Consider the following 24,912-nt stretch of genomic DNA (forward strand, 5'->3'; position numbering starts at 1 on the left):
TATTTAATGCTCTAAAAATAATAAAGAAAACGCTAATTGATAGCGTCTTCTTATATATTTGACTAAATATTAACAAAAAGGTTTAACGTCTAGAGCGTCTTGGTCTACCGTGTGTAGATTTAAATTCAGATTTATCTCTGTTGCTACGTTTACTTTTTTTGTTAGAGCTGTTAGAGTCTTCACTTCTTCTGCTGCGTCTTTCTCCTTTTGGTTTGTCGCTTCTTCGTCTACGGTCGTTTCCGCCATCACGACGTCTTCCTCCGCCACGTTTTCTGTCACGTCCACCACGATCTTCTGTGATTTCTACGTTTATAAAACGTCCGTTTTCTTTAAAATCTGTAAAGAAAGCTAATACTTTTTCTTGGTGTTCTTTTTCTGTGTTAAAGAAAGAGAAACTATCTTTTACATCAACTTTAAAAACATCATCACGACCAAGCTCTAAGGTATCTCTTAAATAGTCTTTAAGTTTCATCCAATCATAACCGTCTTTTCTACCAACGTTTATAAAGAATCTTGTGCTATCTCCGCTAGAAGATCTACCACTGTCTTGAGAAGATGCTTCTACATTTAAGTTTTTAGAGTTTTTATAATAATTAAAGAAACGCGAAAACTCTACAGAAAAGAATTTTTTAATTAATTCTTCTTTAGATGTATCTTCAAAAATTTCGTTAATGCTTGGTAAGTAAGCATCAATTTCGTGATTCATTTCTGTGTTATGGACTTTGTTTGCTAAAGACATTAATTGTACTTCGCAAATTTCCATACCATCAGGTAATTCTTTTTTATCAAATTCGCGTTTTATAATACGTTCAATGCTCTTAATTTTTCTTACCTCACTTTTAGAAACTATGACCATAGAAACACCAGTTTTACCAGCACGTCCAGTACGACCAGAACGGTGTGTATAGGTTTCAATTTCGTCAGGTAATTGGTAATTGATTACGTGTGTTACATCGTCTACATCAATACCACGAGCAGCAACATCTGTTGCAACAAGCATTTGTATTTGATTGTTTCTAAACGCTTTCATAACCAAATCACGTTGATTTTGACTTAAATCGCCGTGTAAAGCGCCAGCATTGTAACCATCTTCAATAAGTTTTTCTGCAACTTTTTGTGTATCTCTTTTGGTACGACAAAATATTACAGAAAATATATCTGGATTAGCATCTGCTAATCGTTTTAAAGCTAAATAACGGTCACGAGAGTTTACTAAATAATACTCGTGTGATACGTTAGATGTACTTTCATTTTTATTACCAACAGTAACCTCTAAAGGATTACTCATAAAGTCTTTAGCAATTCTTGCTACTTCTTTAGGCATTGTTGCACTAAATAACCATGTGCTTTTGTCTACTGGTGTATCTTTTAAGATGTCATTAATGTCATCATAAAATCCCATGTTTAACATTTCATCAGCTTCATCTAAAACAGCATATTGAATTTTAGTGATGTCGACCAAGTTACGGCTAATCATATCTTTCATACGGCCAGGTGTAGCTACAATAATTTGTGCGCCACGTTTAACTTGTCTTGCTTGTTCTGTAATACTAGATCCACCGTATATTGCAGTTACGTTAAGACCATTAAGGTACTTACCGTAAAGTTTCATTTCGTTGGTGATTTGTAAACAAAGCTCGCGTGTTGGAGATAGTATTAACCCTTGTGTTGTACGACTGTTAACGTCAATTTTTTGTAACATAGGGAAACCAAAAGCTGCTGTTTTACCAGTACCTGTTTGTGCAAGTGCTACAAGATCGCGTTCGCTTTCTAAAAGTGTTGGGATTGCTTTTTGTTGAACTTCACTAGGTGTTTCAAAACCTAAGTCAGTAATGGCTTGAAGCAAATTAGCGTCAAGACCAAGTTGTTGGAATGTGCTCATTCTAAAATATAAGTATTCAATTGCATTATGTTGGTGTTACATATAGAAGCGAATTGAACAAACTTAAACCTAAAACTTCTAGTAACACATCCTCTCTCTGAGGAATTTTTATCTCAAAATAATTTGAGTTTCAGCGTGCAAAGATAGTCTTTTATTTGAGATTTAAATGTTTTGGTAAAATATTTAGTAAAGCTTTAATATATTCTAAATTTTATTTAAAAAATCAACTAACAATTTTACAGCCTTACCACGATGCCCGATTTTGTTTTTTAATTCTAAATCCATTTCGGCAAAAGTGTCTTGATAACCTTTTGGTTTAAAAATAGGATCGTAACCAAAACCTTTTTCTCCATGTCTTTCAGTTGTGATTTCACCTTTGCAAATTCCGGTAAACGTTTCTAATGTATTGTTTAAATGTAGTGCAACAACTGTTTTAAACTGCGCATTTCTGTTCTGTTTATCTTTTAGATTATTAAGCAATAAATCCATATTATCGTTAGCATCACGTTGTGGTCCAGCGTAGCGTGCACTAAACACTCCAGGTTCGTTATTTAATGCTTCAACTTCTAGTCCGGTATCGTCTGCAAAACAGTCGTATCCATAATTATTTTTAATGTACTCTGCTTTTTGGATGGCGTTACCTTCAATGGTGTTTTGGGTTTCTGGGATATCTTCAAAACACTGTATATCTTTTAAACTTAATAAAGTAATATGTTTTGGTATTAAACTTTGTACTTCTTTTAGCTTGTTTAAATTGTTGGTAGCGAAGACTAATTTCATCTTAAAAAGGTTTACCACAAATGTAATTTAAATATGTGTATTTATAGATTTCTATTACATGATTTATGTCATTTTTATCACGGATTATCTATATTATATTTGAGTATAGTTTAATACAAAACCCTAAAACAATGACGATAAATATTCAATACGTTCATATGTCTACTAGCGAAGCTATGAACACTTACGTAACTGAAAAACTAAATAATTTAACTGAAAAATTTGATTGGATTATTAAAGCTGAAGTTCATTTTGAAAAAGAGCAACATGATCCAATAAAAGGTAAAATTTGTAAAATAGAATTAAGCGTACCTGGTCCAAGAATCTTTGCTACTTCTAATGAAGATAATTACGAAAAAGCTGTAAAACACACCATTAAAGATTTAGAAAAACAGCTTAAAAAGCGCAAGTATACATTTGTTAATCACTAATATTTAATTATACAGTTTAAAAGCTTATAAAACTTTTTTTATAAGCTTTTTGCTTTTTGTGTAACAATTTTAAAATTATGGCGTCAAACTAGTATGAAAAAATTAATTATAATAAATGCTATTATTTGGGCAACAGTAATTTTAGTATCTGCAATTTTGTTTAAGGATAGCGATAATTGGGATGTCTTTTTTATTTTAATCATATCGTTATCAACCATTACAAATGGTTTATTAAATAGACAGTTTTGTAAACAAAAACAGTGTAAGATTAAGTAATTATCTATGGTGGTAAGGCTCATTTTTTAAAATGGTAAAACCTCTATACAGCTGTTCTATCATAAATAAGCGTACCATTTGATGAGAAAATGTCATTTTAGATAAAGAAACTTTTCCTCTTGCTTTACTATATACTTCTGGACTAAAACCATATGGTCCGCCAATGACAAAAACCAGTTGCTTGATTCCAGAATTCATGTGCTTTTGTAAGTAATTAGCAAATTGTACGCTATCGTATTGTTTACCGTTTTCATCTAACAAAATTAAAATATCTGTAGGTGTTATTTTTGATAAAATAAGATCGCCTTCTTTTTGCTTTTGTTGGTCTTCACTTAGGTTTTTTACCTTTTTTAAATCAGGAATTATTTCTAATTCAAATTTTATGTAAAATCCTAAACGTTTTGTATAATCGTCAATAAGCTGTTGCAGCTGCTTATTGTCTGTTTTTCCTATAGCAAGTAGTTTTATAGTCATACGCAAATTTACACTTTATGAGTTATGATGTTTTAATTTCATCTAAAAAAATCATAAACCTATAATCGTAAAACGTCATTCAATTTATTATTTTTACACAAAACATTACAAACATGATCAGTCAAGCACAATTTGATAAAGAAATAGAGTTAATTATAGCTAATGCTATTAGAGAAGATGTAGGAGATGGCGACCATAGTAGTTTAGCATGTATACCTGCTTCTGCAGAAGGAAAAGCTAAACTTTTAGTAAAAGATGAAGGTATAATTGCAGGTATAGAGTTTGCTAAAAAAGTATTCCATTATGTTGATCCAAACATGAAAATAGAAACCTTGATTGAAGACGGAAGTCATGTTAAATATGGAGATATAGTGTTTTACGTAACAGGCGCATCGCAATCTATTTTAAAAGCAGAACGTTTAGTGTTAAACGCAATGCAACGTATGAGTGCTATTGCTACAAAAACAAGAGAATTTGTAGATCTTTTAGAAGGTACAGGAACTAAAGTTTTAGACACACGTAAAACTACGCCAGGTATTAGAGCTTTAGAAAAATGGGCTGTAAAAATTGGAGGAGGAGAGAACCATCGTTTTGCGTTATACGATATGATTATGCTTAAGGATAACCATATAGATTTTGCTGGAGGTATCACAAAAGCAATAGATAAAACCAAGCAGTATTTAAAAGAGACTAATCGCGATTTAAAAATTATTGTTGAAGCTAGAGATTTAAATGAAATTAAAGAAATTTTAAAATCTGATGGTGTATATCGTATTTTAATTGATAACTTTAATTACGAAGATACTAGAGAAGCTGTAAAGCTTATAGGCGATAAATGCTTAACCGAAAGCTCTGGAGGAATTAACGAAAATACGATTAGAGAATATGCACTTTGCGGTGTAGATTATATCTCTTCTGGAGCATTAACGCATTCAGTTTACAATAAAGATTTAAGTTTAAAAGCAGTTGAGTAGTAAATTAAAAATAAAGACTAAATTATTTTATGTCAAAAGCGATAGAGGATAAGCTAAATAAAATTCCTGTAGTTAACATAATTGTTAGATTATTAGGTAAAATTAAACTACCAGGATTAGAAGGTTTATCGCTTTATGATTTATTAGAATTGTACATTATTGGTATAGCAAAAGGCGCATTAACAGCAAGAGCAAGTGCTATAGCTTATAGCTTTTTTATGGCGTTGTTTCCTTTTTTATTATTTATTTTAATAGTAATTCCTTTTGTTCCAATAGACGATTTTCAAACCGATTTTTTAGTTTTCTTAGAGTCCTTTTTACCAGCAACAACTACAGATTTTTTTTATGAAAATATCTTTAATAACATAGAAGGAAATAAGGAAGGATTAATTTCATCTGTGTTTGTATTATCTATTTTTTTAATGGCAAATGGCGTTAATGCCTTATTTTCAGGTTTTGAAAATTCTTATCATGAACAACTATCTAGAAACGTTGTTAAACAATATTTATATGCATTGGGAATAGCTTTAATATTAAGTTTTTTACTAATTGTAACTGTAGTAGTATTAGGGTATTTTCAAATATACGTCATGTCTACTTTTGAGGGATATATAGGTTCTAGAAATACAGATTTTTGGGCTAATTTTGCACAGTATATTTTCTTTGTTTTAATGGTGTATTTGGCAACTGCAGTATTATATTACTTTGGTACTGCAGAAGGTAAAACCTCCAAGTTTTTTTCGGTAGGAGCATTATTTACTACCATTTTAATTATGTTAACCTCATATTTATTTGGTATTTATATAGAAAATTTTGCAAAGTATAATGAACTTTATGGCTCAATCGGTGCATTACTAATATTGCTTTTTTATCTTTGGTTAAATGCCAATATTTTATTGCTAGGTTTTGAGTTAAATATTTCACTTAAACAATTAAGAAAAAGTTTTAAATGATAAAACACATCACATTATTACTATTGTTTTTCAGTCTATCAATGTCTGCTCAAGATATTTTTGGTAATTGGCAAACAATAAATGATAAAGGTGAAAAAAAGTCTACAGTAAAGATTTATGAAGAAAATGGAGTTGTTTACGGAAAAATAATACAAATTAATGACCAGTCTAAAGTAAATGCTTTGTGTACAAAATGTGAAGGTGATGATAATAATAAACCTATTTTAGGTTTAATCATCATAAAAGATGCAGTTAAAGACGGTAAATATTATAAAGGCGGAACTATTTTAGATCCTCAAAACGGAAATACCTATAAACTAAGATTAGCAATAAACGATAAAGGTCAACTTCAAGTAAGAGGTTATTTAGGATTTATATATTCTACACAATATTGGGAAAAAGTAAAATAACTTTTAAAACTAAATCAAATTGTATTTTATAGACGTCATTTTACCAATTCCGTTAGAAAAACGCTTTACTTACAATATAACAAGAGCAGAAAGTGAATTTTTGCAAGTAGGAATGCGTGTGTCAATCCCTTTTGGTAAAACTAAAATCTACACAGGTATTGTTGCAAATATCCACCAAACTGCACCTTTAGTTTATGACGCTAAAGATATTCATCAAATTTTAGATGAAGCTCCAATCGTTACCCAACAACAACTTAGGTTATGGCAATGGATAGCTAAATATTATATGTGTACAGAAGGCGAAGTCATGCGTGCAGCCTTACCAAACGCTTTTTTGTTAGAAAGTGAAACTATAATAAGCCCAAATAAAACATCTGTAATTAATGAAGAAGATTTAAAAGATGACGAGTTTTTAATTTACGAAGCTTTGCAACATCAATCGTCGTTAAAAATTCAAGATATATCTAACATTTTAGATAAAAAAAATGTGCTTCCTGTAGTTAAACGTTTGGTTGAAAAAGAAGCAGTAATCCTCAATGAAGAAATTTACGAAAAGTATAAGCCAAAATACGTTAGATACGTAAAGTTAAGTAGCAAGTATGCTTCTGAAGCTGAGTTAAATTCGCTTTTAGACAATTTAAACAAAAATGCAACCAAACAAAAAGAGGTTATTTTAAATCTCTTTACTATATCTGCAAGAACAAAAAAACCGGTTAAAGTTTCAGAGTTGATAGAAGTTAGTAAGACTACATCTTCAACCATTAAAACGTTGGTAGATAAAAATATTTTAGAAGAATATCATATTCAAACCGATCGTGTACAATATAATGGTGAAGAAAACTCAGAAAGTAAACAGTTAAATCAATATCAGACAGAAGCTTTACAGCAAATAAAAAATCAGTTTGAAAACCAAAACGTTGTGTTGTTACATGGTGTAACATCTTCAGGGAAAACAGAAGTTTATGTAAAGCTAATTGAAGATATAATAGCTGAAGGAAAACAAGCCTTGTATTTACTTCCTGAAATTGCATTAACTACACAATTGGTTAGTCGTTTACAAGATTATTTTGGAGAGCAAGTAGCTGTTTTTCATAGTAAATATTCAGCGCATGAACGTGTTGAGGTTTATAATAATGTGCTACATAATTCCGCGAAAGCGAAAATAATTTTAGGAGCACGATCATCCATATTTTTACCATTTGATAATTTAGGGCTAATCATAGTAGATGAAGAGCATGAGCAATCTTTTAAACAATTTGATCCAGCACCACGTTATCACGCACGTGATTCTGCAGTTGTGTTAGCATCATTTTTCAAGGCAAAAATTTTATTAGGAAGCGCTACGCCAAGCTTAGAAAGTTATCATAATGCACAAGAAAAAAAATATGGATTAGTACAAATAAATAGACGTTATAATAATGTACAAATGCCAGATATAGAATTGGTAGATCTAAAAGATAAGTACAAAAAAAAGCGTATGAAAGGTCATTTTTCTGACCGCTTGATTGAAGAAATTACAGAAACTTTAAAAGAAGGGTATCAAGTTATTTTGTTTCAAAATAGACGAGGTTATTCTCCAATTGTAGAGTGTACAACTTGTGGTCACTCGCCACAATGTCCAAATTGCGATGTTAGTTTAACTTATCATCAATATCGTAAACAACTACGTTGTCATTATTGTGGTTACGGTATTGCTATGCAGCAAAAATGTATGGCTTGTGGCACATCAGATTTAGATACTGTAGGATTTGGTACCGAGCAAATAGAAGCTGAGGTAAAAGAACTATTTCCAGATTTTAAAGTAGCAAGAATGGACTTAGATACCACACGAGGAAAATTTGGTTACGAGAAGATTATTACCGCTTTAGAACAACAAGAAATAGATATTTTGGTTGGTACACAAATGCTTACCAAGGGTTTAGATTTTAGAAATGTCAAACTAGTAGGTATAATGAATGCCGATAACATGTTAAATTTTCCTGACTTTAGAGCGCATGAGAGAAGTTTTCAATTAATGCTACAAGTATCAGGTCGTGCAGGACGTACCGATAAAAGGGGTAAAGTTTTGATACAAACATACAATCCGTATCATAAAATTTTACAGCAAGTATCTACAAATGATTATGTAGGTATGTTTAAAGAGCAGTTAGAAGAGCGATATAATTATAAATATCCACCATTTTATAGGTTAATAAAAATTACTTTAAAACATCGTGATTATAATAAAGTTAATTTGGCTGCAGATTGGTTAGCTAAAGCATTGGTACAATTGTTTAAAAATAATGTTTTGGGACCAGAGTTTCCGCCAGTATCAAGAATTCGTAATCAGTATCATAAAAACATTTTAATTAAAATACCTCAAGGTCAACATCTAGGTAAAACAAAAGAAGCTATAAAACGTGTAGAAACTACTTTTAATGCAATAGGAGATTTTAAATCTGTACGTTTAATAATGAATGTGGATAATTATTAAGTGTAATCCAAAAAAAATCCCATTTCAAAAAAGAAACAGGATTTTAATTTTTATAGTAGAGTAGTAGTTTATATGCTATTTAAAGCTTCAACTAGTTGTGTTTTTTTATTTCTACTTAACGGTATTTCGTAAGCTCCAACTTCAACATTTTTACTATTAAATCTGTCTATTTTATCAAGGTTGACAATATAAGATTTGTGTATTCTTAAAAACTTACCTTCAGGTAGTTCTTTTTCAAAAGCTTTCATAGTAGATAGGACAACAAGGCTAGTATCTTCTGTAACTAATTTAACATAGTCACCTAAGGCTTCAATCCATTTAATGTCCTTAATATAAACCTTACGTTTTTTTAGATTACTTTTTACAAAAATATGTTCGCCTTCTTCTTGACTAAAGTCTTGTTTAAGTTTGTGTTGCTCTACAGCTTTTTCTACAGCTTGATTAAAACGATCTCTAGAGATTGGCTTTTGTAAGTAATCTGTAGCATCGTAATTAAAAGCTTTAAAAGCATACTCGGTTTTTCCTGTAACAAAAATAATTTGAGGCTTATTATTTAAAACGTCCAGAAGCTCAAAACCATTAAGAACAGGCATTTCTATATCTAAAAAGATAAGATCTACCTTATGGGTGTTTAATCCATTTTTGGTTTCTAAAGCGCTGCTGTATTCAGCAATTAGATTAAGGTTGTTGTTGCCTTCAATAAGTTTTACAATAGACAATCTTTGTATTGCCGAGTCATCTACAACTACACAATTTAGTATCATAGCGTAAGTGTTAAGGTTAAGTTATCGACAATAGTACAAAAAATACGGATTAAAACCAAAAAACATCGGTAAAATGATTTTTTTAACATAAAAATAAAATCATTCGAATATACATTTAAAAAGTCGTTTAACAGAAATATTTACAAGGGTATTGTGTTATTAAATAAAAAGAATTACTTTTGCACTCATTTTTAACACAATAAAATAGATTTTTATGAATCATTATGAAACTGTTTTCATCTTAAATCCCGTTTTATCTGAAACACAGATAAAGGAGACAGTAAAGAAATACGAAGATTTTCTTGTTTCTAGAGGAGCTAAGATGGTATCGAAAGAAGATTGGGGACTAAAAAAATTAGCTTACCCTATTCAAAACAAAAAAAGTGGTTTTTATCACTTATTTGAGTACCAAGTAGAAGGAGAAGTAATAGAGCCTTTAGAGTTAGAATTTAGACGTGACGAGCGTTTTATGCGTTATTTAACTGTAGCAATGGATAAGCACGCTGTTGCATGGGCAGAACGTAGAAGAGAAAAACTTAAACAAAAAGCGTAATCATCATGGCAAGTATCGAACAACAAGCAAAAGGAAAAAAAGAAGGAGAAATTAGATATTTAACTCCTTTAAATATAGAAACTAACAAGACTAAAAAGTATTGTCGTTTTAAAAAGTCTGGTATTAAGTATGTAGATTACAAAGATGCAGACTGGTTATTAAACTTTGTAAACGAGCAAGGTAAAATTTTACCAAGACGTTTAACAGGTACTTCTTTAAAATACCAAAGAAAAGTATCTGTAGCTGTAAAAAGAGCTCGTCACTTAGCTTTGTTACCATACGTAACAGATTTATTAAAATAAAATTATCATAACACAATGGAACTTATATTAAAACAAGACGTTGAAAACGTAGGATTTAAAGACGATGTTGTAACGGTAAAGAACGGTTATGGTAGAAACTTCTTAATCCCAACAGGACAAGCAATTTTAGCAACAAAATCTGCTAAAAAGGCATTAGAGGAAACTTTAAAGCAACGTGCATTTAAAGACAAAAAAGTAATTGAAGAAGCTAACAAAACGTTAGAAGCTTTAAAACAATTAGATATAAAAATAGCTGCAAAAGCTACAGAAGGAGCATCTGCAGGAGATAAATTATTTGGTTCTGTAACTAAATTAGATTTAGTAGAAGCATTTGAAAAAGAAGGACATACTGTAGATAAGAAGTATGTTTCTATCGTTGGAGGTAATATTAAACGTTTAGGTCTATATACGGCTACTGTACGTTTACACCGTGAAGCATCTACAGATATCGAATTTGAAGTAGTAGCACAATCTTAAAATGTGTTAACAAAAAGTTAATAAATTTTAAATAAAATTTAAAGCCACCTTTTTAAGGTGGCTTTTTTTGTGTTAATTTTGCGATGTGTTTATTATGCATGCATAATAAAATGAAAGTTAATTAACTAATTACCAACACAATGAAAAAAATTACATTTACTTTATTATTTATGTTTTTTGTTTTAACTGGGTTCGCTCAAACAACAACATCAAACATAAAAGGATTGGTTGTAGATGATACAGATGTTCCTTTATTAGGAGCTAATGTTGTCGCAGTACACAACCCAACAGGGACCAAATATGGAGCTGTTACAAACCTTGATGGTCGTTACAATTTATTAAATTTAAGAATTGGTGGACCTTACACAGTAACAATCTCTTATGTAGGTTTTACAGAACAAGCATTTACAGATGTCTATCTTACATTAGGTAAAACAACAAACCTTGATGCAAAAATGACTTCTAATGAAGAAGCTTTAGAAGAAGTAGTGATTACAGGATCATCTTCTGGTACTTTTGGTAGCGATCGTACTGGTGCCGAAACTAGTGTTGGTAGGAGAGAATTAACTAGATTACCAACTATTTCAAGATCTGCAACAGACTTTACAAGACTAGAACCATCTGCAAGTGGAAACTCTTTTGGAGGAAGAAATGATCAATTTAACAACTTTACTTTAGATGGAGCTGTATTTAATAATCCATTTGGTTTAGATGCTGCGACACCTGGAGGACAAACAGATTCTCAGCCAATATCATTAGATGCGATTGAGCAAATCCAAGTTTCATTAGCGCCATACGATGTAACGCTTAGTGGTTTTACTGGAGCAGCTGTAAATGCAGTAACAAAAAGTGGTACAAATGAGTTTCATGGTACTGTTTATGGTTTTACTAGAAATGAAGACATGACTGGTGGAAAAATTAAGGGAGAAGATGTGATTCAAGCAGATTTAGAGCAACAACAATACGGTCTTAGTATTGGTGGACCAATTGTGAAAAATAAGCTGTTTTTCTTTGCTAATTTTGAAAAAGATGAGCGTTCAGATTTAGGATCTGCAGGATTTGTTCCTAACTCTGGTACAGGAGCTATTAACGAGACTCGTGTTTTAGAATCTGATTTGTTATTGGTGCAAAACGCATTATTAGATTTAGGTTATAATCCAGGACGTTATACAGGATTTAATTATGAATCAAATTCAACTAAAGGAATTTTTAAGTTAGACTGGAATATAAATGATAACAATAGATTAGCTGTTATTTATAACTTTTTAAATGCATCTAAAGAAAAGCCAGCACATCCATCTGCTTTAGGTTTTAGAGGACCAAATACAAACACACTTCAATTTGAAAATACAGGGTACGAAATTAATAATAATATCAAGTCTTTTCAGTTAGAGTTAAACTCTAATCTACCTGGTAATGTAACAAACAAATTACAAATGGGATATACTCATTTTGACGATTTTAGAGATGCATTATCTACACCTGCACCAACAATAACTATTACTCAAGGTGGATCTAACTATATTATAGCAGGACATGAACCTTTTTCTATCAATAATAGATTAGATCAAAAAGTATTTCAGCTGTCAAACAATTTAAACTTCTTAAAAGGAGATCATACATATACAGTTGGTTTTTCATTTGAAAAATTTCAGTTTGATAACTCGTTTAATTTAGGAGCTTATGGGGCACAAGGTGTGTTTTTTCCAACAACAACTATGGACGATTTCCAAAACTTCGTAGATTCAGGACAGTTAGAAGATTTATTTAATGCAGCACAGTCTGCACATAATAGCTTAGAGGCAAACGGAGAAGGTGTAGCTGGTGGTTGGGCTTTAGCCGAAACTAATGTTGGTCAGTTAGCTTTTTATTTACAGGATGAATGGAACATTACCGATAAATTTAAATTAACTTACGGTGTAAGGTTTGATAAACCATTATATTTTGATACATCTACAAAAGCACAAGAAGTTATTGATAGAGCTTGTTGTTATTCTCCAGACATTCAATATGTAAATCCAAATAACGGCGAGTCTGTATTTTTAGATAACACAAAAATGCCAACTAACGATATTTTAGTGTCTCCAAGAGTAGGTTTTAATTATGATGTAAAAGGAGATAATAGCTTTCAATTACGTGGTGGATCTGGTGTTTTTACAGGTAGATTACCTTTTGTATGGTTAGGAAACCAAATTGCAAATCCAGAAGTTTTCTTTTACCAAATGGTAGATCCAGACTTTAAATTTCCTCAAGTTTGGAGGACTAATATCGGAGGTGATTACAGATTTAATAATGGTATAATAGCTACAACAGATATCTCTTATACTAAAGATATTAATGGTGCACATGTGCAAAATTGGGGACTTCGTAATCCTTCAGGTAACTTAAATTCTCCTGGAGATACAAGACCAATTTACACATCAGATGATATTATAAATAATGCTTATGTATTTACAAATTCTGATAAAGGTCGTATTTGGAATTTTACAGCAAAAGCTCAAAAAACATTTAGTAATGGTATTTATGCCAGCTTAGCATATAATTATTTAAACTCTAAAGATGTAAACTCTATTGAAGCAGAAATTACAGGAGATGCATTTGCATTTAACCCAGTAGTTGGTAATGCAAATAATGATGTATTATCTTATTCTAAATATGGAGATACACACAGATTTATTGGTGTGTTTAGTAAGAAATTTAATTACGGTAATGATAAATGGGCTACTACAGTTTCATCATTTTTTGAATACGCTCAAGGCGGAAGATTCAACTATACGTACGGCGGAGATATTAATGGAGATGGATCTGTTCTTAACGATTTATTATATGTTCCCACAGCAGATGAACTGCAACAAATGCAATTTTCTGGCGCAGGACAAGCAGAAGCTTTTGAAGCATTTATTCAACAAGATGATTATTTAAGCGAAAGACGAGGTGATTATGTAGAGCGTTATGGCGCTTTAGCACCATGGAGAGGAAGATGGGATATTAAAATCCTACAAGACTACAAGTTTAATGTCGGTAATAATAAAACTAATACAATTCAATTAAGTTTAGACATTTTAAATGTAGGAAATTTAATAAATAGCGATTGGGGATTAGTACAGCAGCCTACGTCAGTACAACCATTAGGAGTATCTGTAGATGGTAATGGTGTGCCAACTTACACGTTTACAGGAGTAGAAAAAACTTTTTCTTACGATACTAGTTTAAATTCTAGATGGCAAGCTCAGTTTGGTGTTAGATACATTTTCTAACAATTAGCTAACATTAAATTCTTAAATTTGCGTTCCTATTTTTAGGAACGCATTTTTTTTGATTATAATGAAAAACTTAAAAACAATATATACCTATATTTTACCAATATTATTATTGGTTACATTGTCTTGTAACAATAAAAACAAACAAGATGTAAAACCGCAATCAAAATCAAATCAAACCACATCTATTTTACTTAAAAAGTTTAAGTATCGTAGTGATGATAAACCAATAATTAGCGTACATCGTGGCGGAAAAGGATTAAGCAATTATCCAGAAAACTGCCTAGAAACCTTAAAATATATTAATGATAGTATATCTGCTATTTATGAGATTGATGTAGCACAAACTAAAGATAGTGTATTAGTTTTAATGCACGATAATAGTTTGGATCGCACAACAACGGGTACTGGCAAATTAACTAACTATACTTATAAGCAACTTCAGCAGTTTAATTTGGTGGATGATTTTGGTACAGAAACAAATTTTAAGATACCTACACTTAAAGATGTACTTCTATTTGCAAAACAGAACAATATTGTATTAACACTAGATAAAAAACGAAGTGTAGATTATAAATCTATCGTAAATTTAGTCAATCAATTACAAGCACAAGATCAAGTTGTTTTAATCACTTACGATATACAACAAGCTACAGAAGCTTATACAATTGAACCTCATTTATTACTTTCTGTTTCAGCAAGAAATACAAAAGAATTAGATTGGCTTTTACACTCAAAAATACCAACCCAAAATATGTTAGCATTTACGGGTACAACATTATCGTCAGATAGTTTGTATAAAGCCATACATAAATTAGGTATCAAAACCATTTTAGGTACTTTAGGAAACTTAGACAAACAAGCAAAAACAAAATCTGATACATTATATAGACATTGGATGCAAAAAGGTATAGATGTTTTTGCAACAGATAGACCATTTGAAGCCGCTAATGCTTTACAAATTTCAAAATAAAAACACATGAAATACGCAAGACTTACAAAAGAACAATTTGAAGAACTGCACCAAGAATTTATCAACTTTTTAGCCACACAATCTATCACAGCAGAAGAGTGGCAAACCATTAAAACAGAAAAACCAGAAGTAGCCGAACAAGAGCTAGATGTATTTAGTGATTTGGTTTGGGAAGGCGTATTAACAGCAGCCAAATACTTAGAACATATTTCGCCTAAAAACATACATCTTTTTGCATTAAACGACGATCATATGCATTTAATAGGGATAAAAATTGAAAAAGATGATGTAGATGTAACTACACAAGAAGGCTTTAATTGGTTACGTAACAATTTAATGGACGAAAGTGTAGAGTTTGCGCAAGCAAAAAAAGAATATTCTGATGACAAAAACCTAGATAAGTTTGCACTTATCCAACAAGGAAGCAATATTACAAAAGGTGAGTTGTATGAGTATATGAACAATTTAATCAATTAAAATAGTCACTTCTGCATAGATAGTAATCTCAATAATTAACTTTCGTTATTTGTAACTAAACTACTATTTTTGCTTTTAGCAATTACAATTACTTTAAAGAAATAGAACACTAAGTTTTTTTAAAGTGAAATAAAAGAATAATCATTTAAATAAATTTCTGCAATCGCAGGAAGTTAATATGGCACAAAAACCAAGCATACCAAAAGGAACCAGAGATTTTAATCCAGAAGAAGTCGCAAAACGTAACTATATTTTTAATACTATAAAATCAAAGTTTGAACGTTTTGGATTTATGCCTATAGAAACACCAAGTTTTGAAAACTCAGACACTTTAATGGGTAAATATGGAGAAGAAGGTGATCGCTTGATTTTTAAAATATTAAATAGCGGAGATTACCTTTCTAAAGCAGATCAAAAAGCTTACGACGATAAGGACTCTAATAAATTAACGTCAAGTATATCAGAAAAAGCCCTTCGTTACGACTTAACCGTTCCATTTGCAAGATATGTGGTACAACACCAAAACGAAATAGAATTTCCGTTTAAACGTTACCAAATGCAACCAGTTTGGCGTGCAGATAGACCCCAAAAAGGTCGTTTTAGAGAGTTTTATCAGTGCGATGCAGATGTGGTAGGTAGTAATAGTTTGTGGCAAGAAGTAGAACTAGTGCAATTATACGACGAAGTGTTTACAGCACTTAAACTAGAAGGCGCAACTATAAAAATTAATAATCGAAAAATTTTATCAGGTATTGCAGAAGTTATAGGTGCAAGTGATAAATTAATAGATTTTACAGTAGCATTAGATAAACTTGATAAAATAGGAGAGGAGAAGGTAAAAGAAGAAATGCTTAGTAAAGGAATAAGTCCTGACGGTATAGAAAAACTTCAACCTTTATTTACCTTATCAGGAGATTTTGGAACACAAGTAGAAAGTTTAAACTCTATTTTAAGTACTTCTGAAGAAGGAAAAAAAGGCATTGAAGAACTTCAATTTATAAATACAGCAATATCAGAACTTGGTTTAAAATCTGCTATCCTTCAACTTGATGTTACCTTAGCAAGAGGCTTAAACTATTATACAGGAGCAATTTTTGAAGTTTCAGCTCCAAACGTAGCAATGGGATCTATTGGCGGAGGCGGAAGATACGATGATTTAACAGGTATCTTCGGGATGAAAAATATGAGTGGTGTTGGTATTAGTTTTGGGCTAGATCGTATTTATTTAGTATTAGAAGAGCTAGAATTGTTTCCTGAAACTATAACAAAATCTACAGAAGTATTGTTTATTAATTTTGGAGAAAAAGAAGCATTATATTCTCTAAAAGCAATAAAAACCTTACGCGAAAACGGTATAAATGCAGAGCTTTATCCTGATAATGCAAAAATGAAAAAGCAAATGAATTATGCTAACAAAAGAAATATTCCTTTTGTAATAATTGTAGGAGAACAAGAAGTAGAAAACAACCTTTTTGCTTTAAAAAACATGATTACCGGAGAGCAACAAAATGTTAATTTAGAGCAAGTTGTTAAAAAATTTAGCTAAAAACCTTATCTTTAGGTTTTTGCTATTTAAATGAAAAATCTGCTTTTTCTACTAAATTTACTTTTTACAATAGTATTATTTGGTCAAAATCAAGCAAACAATTGGTATTTTGGTCAAAATGCTGGTATTAATTTTAGTAACGGTATACCTGTAGCTCTTGATGATGGAGTCTTGAATACGCCCGAAGGTTGTTCTACAATTTCGGACAGTAATGGAGATCTATTGTTTTATACTGACGGTATTGATGTATGGAATAAAAATCACCAACTAATGCCAAACGGAACAGGTTTGTTAGGTTCAATTTCTAGTACTCAATCAGGTATTATCATACCTCATCCAGGAAATATTAATTTATACTATGTGTTTTCCTTGCCAGAAACAGGAGGAGAAAATGGGTTAAGATATAGTTTGGTAGATATGTCATTAGATTCTGGGTTAGGAGATGTTGTCACTTCAGAAAAAAATGTTCTTTTATATGAATCAACTTCAGAGAAGATTTCTGCAATAAAACATACTAATGAAAATGATATTTGGGTTGTATCTCATGCAAGTGATTCAAATAAATTTGTTAGTTATTTAATAACTAATAATGGAATACTATTAAATCCTGTAGAGACGCAAATCGGTCATACGCCAATTGATATTTATGATAATGTTGGAGCAATGAAGATATCTCCAGATGGTACAAAATTAGCTGTAGCTTACTCTTCTGAGGTTTTAGATTTATTTGAGTTTAACGCTACAACAGGTAAACCAAGTAATAATATTCAAATAACAGATTTTGATCAAGGTTTGCCTCTTAGTTATATTTATGGTGTAGAATTTTCTTCTAACAGTAAATATCTTTACGTGTCAGAAACCCAAGACGGAATTATACAATTTGATACATCAAATTTTAATTATAATGATATTATAAACTCAAGATACGATTTAACAACAAACGGAGAGTCTTTTGGAGATTTTCCTCATAGTGCCTTACAATTAGGTCCAGACAAGAAAATTTATGTAGCACATTTTGAGTATGATTATTTAGGCGTTATTAATAATCCTAATGCATATGGTGATCAAGCAGATTATCAGTATGATGGCGTTTACTTGACAACTGGTGTATCTAAAGCAGGATTACCACCATTTATTCAATCTTTTTTTGATTCTTATATAAAATTTGAAGGAAATTGTTTTGGAGAATTTACTGAATTTGAGGTTAGTGGTAACGAAATTTTTGACTCTGTTTTATGGGATTTTGGAGACGGTACGTTTTCTAATCAAGAAACTGTAAATCATTTATATGATGCACCAGGAGAATATCAAGTAGCAATTACTTTGATAGATGGCTTTAACGTAATTGAGCAAAACCAAACTATTACTATTTATGATGTGCCAGTTATTACTTCGTCGTCAGATATTATTTTATGTTCAGATAGCTTTGATGATCCTTTAGATTTTAACTTTCAAAACCAATCCATATTAAATATTGAGTCAAATGGGCAATTTATGACGTCTTATCATTATAGTTTTGTAGAAGCAGAACAAAATTTAAACCCTATAGAGTTACCTTTTCAAAGTGAAAATATAGAAACAACAATTTATGTGCGAGTTTTTAATAAAAATAATCCGGATTGTTTTACTGTTTCACAATTTCAAATTATTTATCTAGAAACACCTGATTTTGAATTTAATGAAAACTGGTATTTGTGTAAAAACGAAGAGGTAACAGTTTCTGTTCCCTATGGTTTTGATAATGTATTGTGGTCTACGGGAGAAGTGTCTAACACGATAACTCTAAATGAAACTGGTGAATATTGGGTAGAAGTATCTAATTATTATAATGATATAACTTGTACAGAGATTAAGTATTTTAATGTTTCAAATTCTGATGTTGCAGAAATCACTAATATTACTGTAGACGACTGGACAAGCAATAAAAATTCAATAATAGTTGAAGTAGAAGGAATTGGTAATTATGAATATTCTATAGATGGAATATTTTTTCAGGACAGTAACGTATTTAACGATGTTAAGTATGGAGATTATACCGTATATGTTAGAGATAAAAACAACTGTGGAGTAGTAAGTGAAGATGTTTTTTTAATTTATTATCCTAGTTTTTTTACACCTAATAATGATGGAATAAATGATGCTTGGAAGATTAAAAGTATAGCTTCTGAAAGTAGTTATACTATAGATATTTTTGATAGGTACGGTAAATTTATTAAACAATTAAATCCAGATGATAATTCTTGGGATGGAACTTTTAATGGCTTAAATCTTAGATCTGATGATTATTGGTTTATACTAACACGGTATGACGGAAGGACTTATTCAGGTCATTTTGCATTAAAAAGATAAAAAAAAGCCGAAACATACGTTTCGGCTTTTTAATTGTAAGGCTTTGGTTTTATTTATTCAATCAGGACTTTTTTAGAAATTTCACCAACATCAGTTTTCATTTTAATAATGTAAGTGCCAGTAATTAATTTACCTGTTTTTAAAGCAATATAACCTAAAGTATCAACATCTGTTTCGTTAAAGATTTCTTGAGATAAAATGTTATATAACTTAACAGATGTTATGTTGTGTAACTTAGGATTATTAATAATAATACTTGATTGACTATTGTTGTAATATGTATTAATGTCTTGAACAATTACATTATCTTCGATACTAAGAGTAGAAGAAGTACTAAATACCATAGAGAAACGATCTAGATATTCGCCAGCAGGTAAGTTAATAGTAAAATCGTTAGCTCTAATATCATGATATGTACTTGTTGCATTATCAAAGATGTAAATCTCTAAATTATCAGGAACATTTTCTAAAGCATCAATAGTAAAAGTATTGTTACCACTATCATCAGTATGTATACCAATAGGTAATACGGTATTAACATCGATAACATCAGTCCCTTGAATAATAAATTTCTTACCTTCAATCATCCAATACATATCATCTACTTGGTGTTGTTTGATTTCTCCATCATATCCCCAATCATGAGAAGGAGTAGCATGAGAATCTTGAGTAACTAAAAGTTGTCTATGTATACCGTTTACAGTATTGATACCAAGTCTAATTTTTAAACGGTTATCAATATTGTATGCAGAAGCACTCTCGTTAATATTAGCAGTTCTAACAAAAGTAGAAGAAGAGCTACCTTCTTTTTCAAAAACACGTTGCGCATTAGTAAATCTGATAGTACCAGTAGCTTCACTTTTAACAAAGAATCCTTGTCCAACCGGAATGTAACGACCAGGTAATTTAGAAGGCGTACCACCAGTAGCAACCATAGGGTCATTGGTTCCGTAAGAAGCAGCAGGAGTAACACCAGATAAATTATAGGTAGCGTAACCACCTTGGTATTCTGCTAGTATATGAGATCCTCCGCCCCAATGTTCCCAGAAGTATAACGTACCAGTAGTCGCACCAGCCGCATCAATAGTAGGTGCATTATCCATTATAAATTGGTGAGCATCAATAGCAGAAGCATAAGGGTTACCAACTAAATATTCATTATTAGCAGTAATAGGTAAAGTAATATCGCCATTATTAGGTTTACCTTGATAGGTATAATTTTGTTCTAAAGTAACATTGCCAGCTGTGTTAGCCACACCTTTCATAGTAAATCCTTCCCCAGGAAGTAAAGAACCGGTACTACGTACGTGTTGCCAATCTGCATAAGCACCAGATTGATTAGCGTATTTCCAAATCCAATAATCTGCAATACCAATAGGTGAGCCCGAAGAACCATTATATCCATTAGTAATAAAGTTAATGTTAGTAGGTGCAGCCGGATTAGTACCATCTCTAAAGACATTAGGTAAAGTATAACTATTGTTATTAGTAGTAGAATTAATCATACCAACAGGAGATGCCCAATAATTATAAGTATATAAATCGCGCGTACCTTGTTGATCACGTTCTAAACTACCAGAGCTAGTAGGATCTAAATCACTATCTGTTGTTTGTATTAATTGCGATTCTCCTTCTAAATCAATTTTACCATCAATTTTAAGGTAGTGAGTTACAGTTAATCCATTACCCGCATTAGTAGCAGTATCACCAGAAAGTTCAAGTTCGTTAGCAGTAACAAATAAACCAAGAACAGAACGGTTTAGATTGTTAGCAGTAGGTAAACTAGCATTGTCCATAGTAATATTATGAGACGTTTCTACAATATTCCAATCTACAGTAATGGTAGGGTCAACAATAGAAGCAGAACCAGGTATGTATTGCTCAGTACCATTAGTCCAAGAAGAGTTGTTAGTCCAAAGACCATTACTTGTTGTTGTATATGGTAATGGAGCAGCTTGATTATCCATAATATTTTTACCTGTTACTAGGTACTTTATTCTAACCCAGTTTTTGTGTCCAGAACCATCAACAACTGTTGTACCATAAAATTCATTTATGTTATGGTAAGCTTGCATCTCATTCCACGGTAAACTTGTTGCTTCATTAAGCGTGATAGTTTGTGGAAGGTAAGCACCATTAACAGTACCACTAAGGTTTTCTAGTTCTTGATTCATTAAATATTTGATTTGGTTTTGAGTTAATACTCTATCCCAAATTCTTACTTCATCTATATCTCCATTAAAAGAATTACTAATAGTGTTTTTATCTATATAGTTTACACCAATAGCAAAATAATCTGTAGTGGCAATAGGAATTGCTACTCCACCAATAGGACTATTACCGTCTTCTACACCATCTATATATAGCCTTAAATTACCACCAGAATAGGTATATGCTATATGATGCCAATTAGTATCGGTTATTGAAGTAGAAGATTGTGCATAATTTGTACCATTAATATTGGCTCTAACTCTTCCGTTACTCATAATTTCGAAATTATAAGCATTTCCTTTAGAGACATAATCACCTCCGTTTCCTAGATTTCTAACCCATGCAGATACTGTAAAAGAATTATTAAGGTTTACAAAGTTTTCACCTACTAAAAAATCACCAGCAGAAAATTCTACATTATATTTTCCTTCAACTCTTGAAGCAATACCAAAAGTGAAGTATTTAGTATTTTCAAAATCATACCAAGTATCAAAAGTTGATCCATTAACATTCATAGGAATAACGTCAACAATATCATTAGATCCAAAAGAAGAAGAGTTAGAAACTACTAAAGCATATTCTTGATCAGCAGCTTTAGAAGGTAGCACAGATGAAGGAATTGATATTTTAACGTCTCTAACATCATTTCCATTTTCAACAATTTTCCAACGTCTATCAAATAAAGTTGTTACAGAAGTTGAAGATGCGCCTAAGTTTACAGATAGAACAGTAGACCCAGATAATGCTCCATTGTTGTGTCCCCAAACTAAATAATCTCTATCGTTATCAAAATTGTTAGTGTTGTTAGAGTTTGTTGTAACTATGTCCCCATGTCCAATTGTAATAACGCTAGATGTATTAATACTTTTAGATTGTTTTTGTTGGTGGTTAGAAGCGTCGTCTCTAAATATTCCTGCAATATCATGATTAAATCCAGAATTAGCAGATGCATCCCAAACGATATTTCCGTTTGAATCTATATAATCCATTGCAGTACCGTTAACACCAAGTGTGATACCGTATTTTAATGCTAAATAGCTTTCAATTCTTCTTCTTTCTGAAGCACCGTCTAGTTTTCTTGAATTAAAAGTAATAACTTCTGCTATTTTACCATCAAAACTTCCTTCGTAATACTGACTTCTACCTAACCAATACTTTCTATTGTTAATTGGTGCGTAAAGAGAAATATCGTTTAATGTAGTAGAAACAGAATTAGAGTTTAGGTAAACTTCCATATCTGTGTTTGTAGAATTTTGTCTTACGTTTATAATGTTGAATTTATTATAATTGTTAGCACCAGATGTGTCACCACGACCATATCCAGTATACGGACCGTTACCACTACTAGTACCAATGCAGTAGGTAAAACGCTCACCAGATAATCTTTGTGTATATCCACCAAATCCAACACCTGTTACGTCTTCGGCATAACTTTCTGCTAGCGGGTCAGTACTTGTAAAGGTGTCTAATGGATTCATAGATCCTGTTACTGTAGGATCTGCTACAACCACTAAAAACATGTCATTACTATTAAATCCTGAAGAGCCACTTAACTCATCTCTACCGTTAATATATGTCATGTCAGGACTTGCAGTATTATGATTGTTTTCAAAATCAATTACAGGGTTGAAGTTTATGTTATCTGTTTCATTATTTCTATAAACAGGCTCTTGCCCAGATACAGTTGTTGTTGCGTCATTACCCTTACCGTTATCAACCCAAGTAGTTACGTTAGTACCATCAGTAGTAACACCATAACCATCAATTTTATCACCTCTTAACCATAAATCTAAATCAGCACTAACTCCGCCAGGACCATCTGTTGGTGTACAAAAAGAAGTACCAGAAATTGTTACTAAATCAATAAATACTTGATCATCATTATCACTAGCATCACATCTAACTCTAAATCTAGATGTAGCTGAAAATGTATAATCTGTAGCTAATATAGAAACGGTTCTTGCATAAAAAATAGGAGAGTTTGTTGATTCAAAATCTGCAGTTTTTTGTGCTACTTGTCCACTTTCAAAAGATTTTACAGTAGTCCAAGATAGACCGCCATTATTACTATATTCTATTAAGAAGTTTTCTGAGTATGTTTTATTGCTACCACTGTATGAAGAATCCATACTGTTAGGTGCAAAGAAAAATTTAAAGTCTACTTTGTCATAAGCTGTAAAATTAAATATAGGAGAGTCAAAAGAAGAATTAGTTCCTGAGTTATCTCTTACTACTAAAGAACTATTCCCAGAGTATGACCAAGCAGCATTATTTGCTCTATATGCATCACCGGAAAGTATATTACCTTTAACCCATCCATTAGTTCCAGATTCGAAATCTGCAGTATGCAATACGGTTGTACCACAAGGAGGTGGAACTATACCTGTACCTTGTATATTAAAGTTGAAAGGGTTTTCATCTGTATCATCATTAGCAAACGATACGGTTGCTGTTCTTACTCCCGTAGCACTTGGATCAAATTGGATTGTAAATGAAGTGTTTCCTCCTGGAGTTATAGGAGTAGTAGGATTAGCTATTAACGTAAAATCTGCAGCATTTGTACCTGTAATTGTTACGTAAGGAGAAGCGCCTGTTAGATTTAAATTAATATTTCCAGAATTTATGATAGAGAAGGTTTGGTTAACAGTTCCTCCTGCGATATCTGCATTACCAAAATCTGTACCATCAACAGTTGAAGGTGTTGTGTCACCATCATCTATATTTGTAGCGTTTCCTGTAACACTAACTTCATTGTATGGGGTAGCTGAAACAATGTTTACTGTATAATCTTCAACTTCTCCGTAAGAAAAAACTTCACAAGAAGTAGGTGTACCACCAAACTTCATACTAACTCTCATTGTGGTATTACCAGTTAAAGCTGTAGCAGGTACAGTAAAACTTCCAGATACAGGAGAAGCGGTGCTTGGGCTGTTAGAAAAAACTAACTCACCTGGATCTGTAAAATCGTTATCTTGATTATAGTCAATCCAAACCGCATATCCTTCGCTATAAATAGGACCTGTCCATATAGGTGTTACCGTTATCGTATAGTTAGAATTTTGAGTAAGATCTGTACTTATTGCTGTAAAATCTGAGTACCCTGTACTTGTTGTACCTACACCAGAGGTGTTATCAATTGCTTGTAATTGAACACGACCTATGTATTCATCATTTGTATTATTACCATTTGATGCACATTGAGAAAAGGCATAATTGCTTAAAAATAAATTAAACAAAATGACAATAGCAAGACATGACTTGTTTAAGTTTTTTGATTTCATAATAGTTTGGTTTAGATTAGTTTGGGGCTAATCTTGTTGTTGAATATTTACTTTTTACACTTAAAA

At 31.6% G+C, this 24,912-nt stretch carries 19 protein-coding genes; 14 read left to right on the plus strand and 5 right to left on the minus strand.

The features are described 5' to 3' along the window. Positions 1-82: 82 nt before the first annotated feature. Both H574_RS0100620 and H574_RS0100625 read right to left on the minus strand, forming a co-directional pair. Positions 83-1,882, minus strand: a complete 1,800-nt coding sequence (locus H574_RS0100620; RefSeq protein WP_027878676.1) for a DEAD/DEAH box helicase — start codon at positions 1,880-1,882, stop codon at positions 83-85. A gap of 204 nt (positions 1,883-2,086) precedes the next feature. Then, the gene (locus H574_RS0100625; protein WP_027878677.1) at positions 2,087-2,662 is read right to left on the minus strand and encodes a non-canonical purine NTP diphosphatase; all 576 of its coding nucleotides are present in this window, start codon (positions 2,660-2,662) and stop codon (positions 2,087-2,089) included. 131 nt (positions 2,663-2,793) lie between these two features. On the opposite strand from H574_RS0100625, the gene hpf reads away from it, so the two are divergent. Beyond that, positions 2,794-3,093: a ribosome hibernation-promoting factor, HPF/YfiA family gene (hpf, locus tag H574_RS0100630; RefSeq protein ID WP_027878678.1), complete on the plus strand. Its 300-nt coding sequence runs from the start codon at positions 2,794-2,796 to the stop codon at positions 3,091-3,093. Positions 3,094-3,186: 93 nt separating this feature from the next. Beyond that, complete coding sequence (locus H574_RS0100635) at positions 3,187-3,369, plus strand: hypothetical protein (protein ID WP_027878679.1); 183 nt, start codon at positions 3,187-3,189, stop codon at positions 3,367-3,369. On the opposite strand, the gene rlmH is transcribed toward H574_RS0100635, so the two are convergent. Further along, the gene (rlmH, locus tag H574_RS0100640) at positions 3,370-3,843 is read right to left on the minus strand and encodes a 23S rRNA (pseudouridine(1915)-N(3))-methyltransferase RlmH (RefSeq protein WP_027878680.1); all 474 of its coding nucleotides are present in this window, start codon (positions 3,841-3,843) and stop codon (positions 3,370-3,372) included. It abuts the gene before it with no gap. Between the two features lie 113 nt (positions 3,844-3,956). Here rlmH and nadC point away from each other — a divergent pair, with 113 nt between their 5' ends. Genes nadC through priA form a run of 4 tightly spaced genes read left to right on the plus strand, consistent with a single transcriptional unit; the run spans position 3,957 to position 8,653 of the window. Next, complete coding sequence (gene nadC, locus H574_RS0100645; protein ID WP_027878681.1) at positions 3,957-4,817, plus strand: carboxylating nicotinate-nucleotide diphosphorylase; 861 nt, start codon at positions 3,957-3,959, stop codon at positions 4,815-4,817. A 29-nt stretch (positions 4,818-4,846) separates the two neighbouring features. Continuing rightward, entirely contained in the window at positions 4,847-5,770 is a 924-nt protein-coding gene (locus H574_RS0100650) for a YihY/virulence factor BrkB family protein (RefSeq protein ID WP_027878682.1), read from the plus strand. Beyond that, positions 5,767-6,180 (plus strand): DUF2147 domain-containing protein, encoded by a 414-nt coding sequence (locus tag H574_RS0100655; RefSeq protein ID WP_036226872.1) that lies wholly within the window; start codon positions 5,767-5,769, stop codon positions 6,178-6,180. The genes H574_RS0100650 and H574_RS0100655 overlap by 4 nt, the downstream gene beginning before the upstream one ends. Positions 6,181-6,199: 19 nt before the next feature. Further along, the gene (gene priA / locus H574_RS0100660) at positions 6,200-8,653 is read left to right on the plus strand and encodes a replication restart helicase PriA (RefSeq protein ID WP_036226874.1); all 2,454 of its coding nucleotides are present in this window, start codon (positions 6,200-6,202) and stop codon (positions 8,651-8,653) included. A gap of 68 nt (positions 8,654-8,721) precedes the next feature. On the opposite strand, the gene H574_RS0100665 is transcribed toward priA, so the two are convergent. Next, positions 8,722-9,417: a LytR/AlgR family response regulator transcription factor gene (locus H574_RS0100665; protein ID WP_027878685.1), complete on the minus strand. Its 696-nt coding sequence runs from the start codon at positions 9,415-9,417 to the stop codon at positions 8,722-8,724. 214 nt (positions 9,418-9,631) lie between these two features. Here H574_RS0100665 and rpsF point away from each other — a divergent pair, with 214 nt between their 5' ends. The 8 genes from rpsF to H574_RS0100705 all read left to right on the plus strand — a co-directional run bounded on the left by rpsF (position 9,632) and on the right by H574_RS0100705 (position 19,354). Then, positions 9,632-9,970 (plus strand): 30S ribosomal protein S6, encoded by a 339-nt coding sequence (gene rpsF, locus H574_RS0100670; RefSeq protein ID WP_027878686.1) that lies wholly within the window; start codon positions 9,632-9,634, stop codon positions 9,968-9,970. Between the two features lie 5 nt (positions 9,971-9,975). Then, a complete protein-coding gene (gene rpsR / locus H574_RS0100675; protein ID WP_027878687.1) occupies positions 9,976-10,272 on the plus strand; it encodes a 30S ribosomal protein S18 in 297 nt (98 codons plus the stop codon). Between the two features lie 15 nt (positions 10,273-10,287). After that, entirely contained in the window at positions 10,288-10,749 is a 462-nt protein-coding gene (rplI, locus tag H574_RS0100680; protein WP_027878688.1) for a 50S ribosomal protein L9, read from the plus strand. 140 nt (positions 10,750-10,889) lie between these two features. Further along, positions 10,890-14,006, plus strand: a complete 3,117-nt coding sequence (locus H574_RS0100685) for a TonB-dependent receptor (RefSeq protein WP_027878689.1) — start codon at positions 10,890-10,892, stop codon at positions 14,004-14,006. A gap of 67 nt (positions 14,007-14,073) precedes the next feature. After that, positions 14,074-14,982, plus strand: a complete 909-nt coding sequence (locus tag H574_RS0100690; RefSeq protein ID WP_027878690.1) for a glycerophosphodiester phosphodiesterase family protein — start codon at positions 14,074-14,076, stop codon at positions 14,980-14,982. A gap of 6 nt (positions 14,983-14,988) precedes the next feature. After that, positions 14,989-15,459 carry a DUF6495 family protein gene (locus tag H574_RS0100695; RefSeq protein WP_027878691.1) on the plus strand — a complete coding sequence of 157 codons (471 nt, stop codon included), beginning with the start codon at positions 14,989-14,991 and terminating at the stop codon, positions 15,457-15,459. A 178-nt stretch (positions 15,460-15,637) separates the two neighbouring features. Then, positions 15,638-17,005, plus strand: a complete 1,368-nt coding sequence (gene hisS, locus H574_RS0100700; RefSeq protein WP_027878692.1) for a histidine--tRNA ligase — start codon at positions 15,638-15,640, stop codon at positions 17,003-17,005. 30 nt (positions 17,006-17,035) lie between these two features. After that, entirely contained in the window at positions 17,036-19,354 is a 2,319-nt protein-coding gene (locus H574_RS0100705) for a T9SS type B sorting domain-containing protein (RefSeq protein ID WP_027878693.1), read from the plus strand. A gap of 53 nt (positions 19,355-19,407) precedes the next feature. Here the strand turns inward: H574_RS0100705 and H574_RS13835 are convergent, their stop codons facing one another. Next, positions 19,408-24,846 carry a DUF8202 domain-containing protein gene (locus H574_RS13835; protein WP_051169801.1) on the minus strand — a complete coding sequence of 1,813 codons (5,439 nt, stop codon included), beginning with the start codon at positions 24,844-24,846 and terminating at the stop codon, positions 19,408-19,410. Between the last annotated feature and the right edge of the window lie 66 nt (positions 24,847-24,912).

This window comes from Mesoflavibacter zeaxanthinifaciens DSM 18436 (assembly GCF_000422365.1).
In the GTDB taxonomy this organism is placed as follows: domain Bacteria; phylum Bacteroidota; class Bacteroidia; order Flavobacteriales; family Flavobacteriaceae; genus Mesoflavibacter; species Mesoflavibacter zeaxanthinifaciens.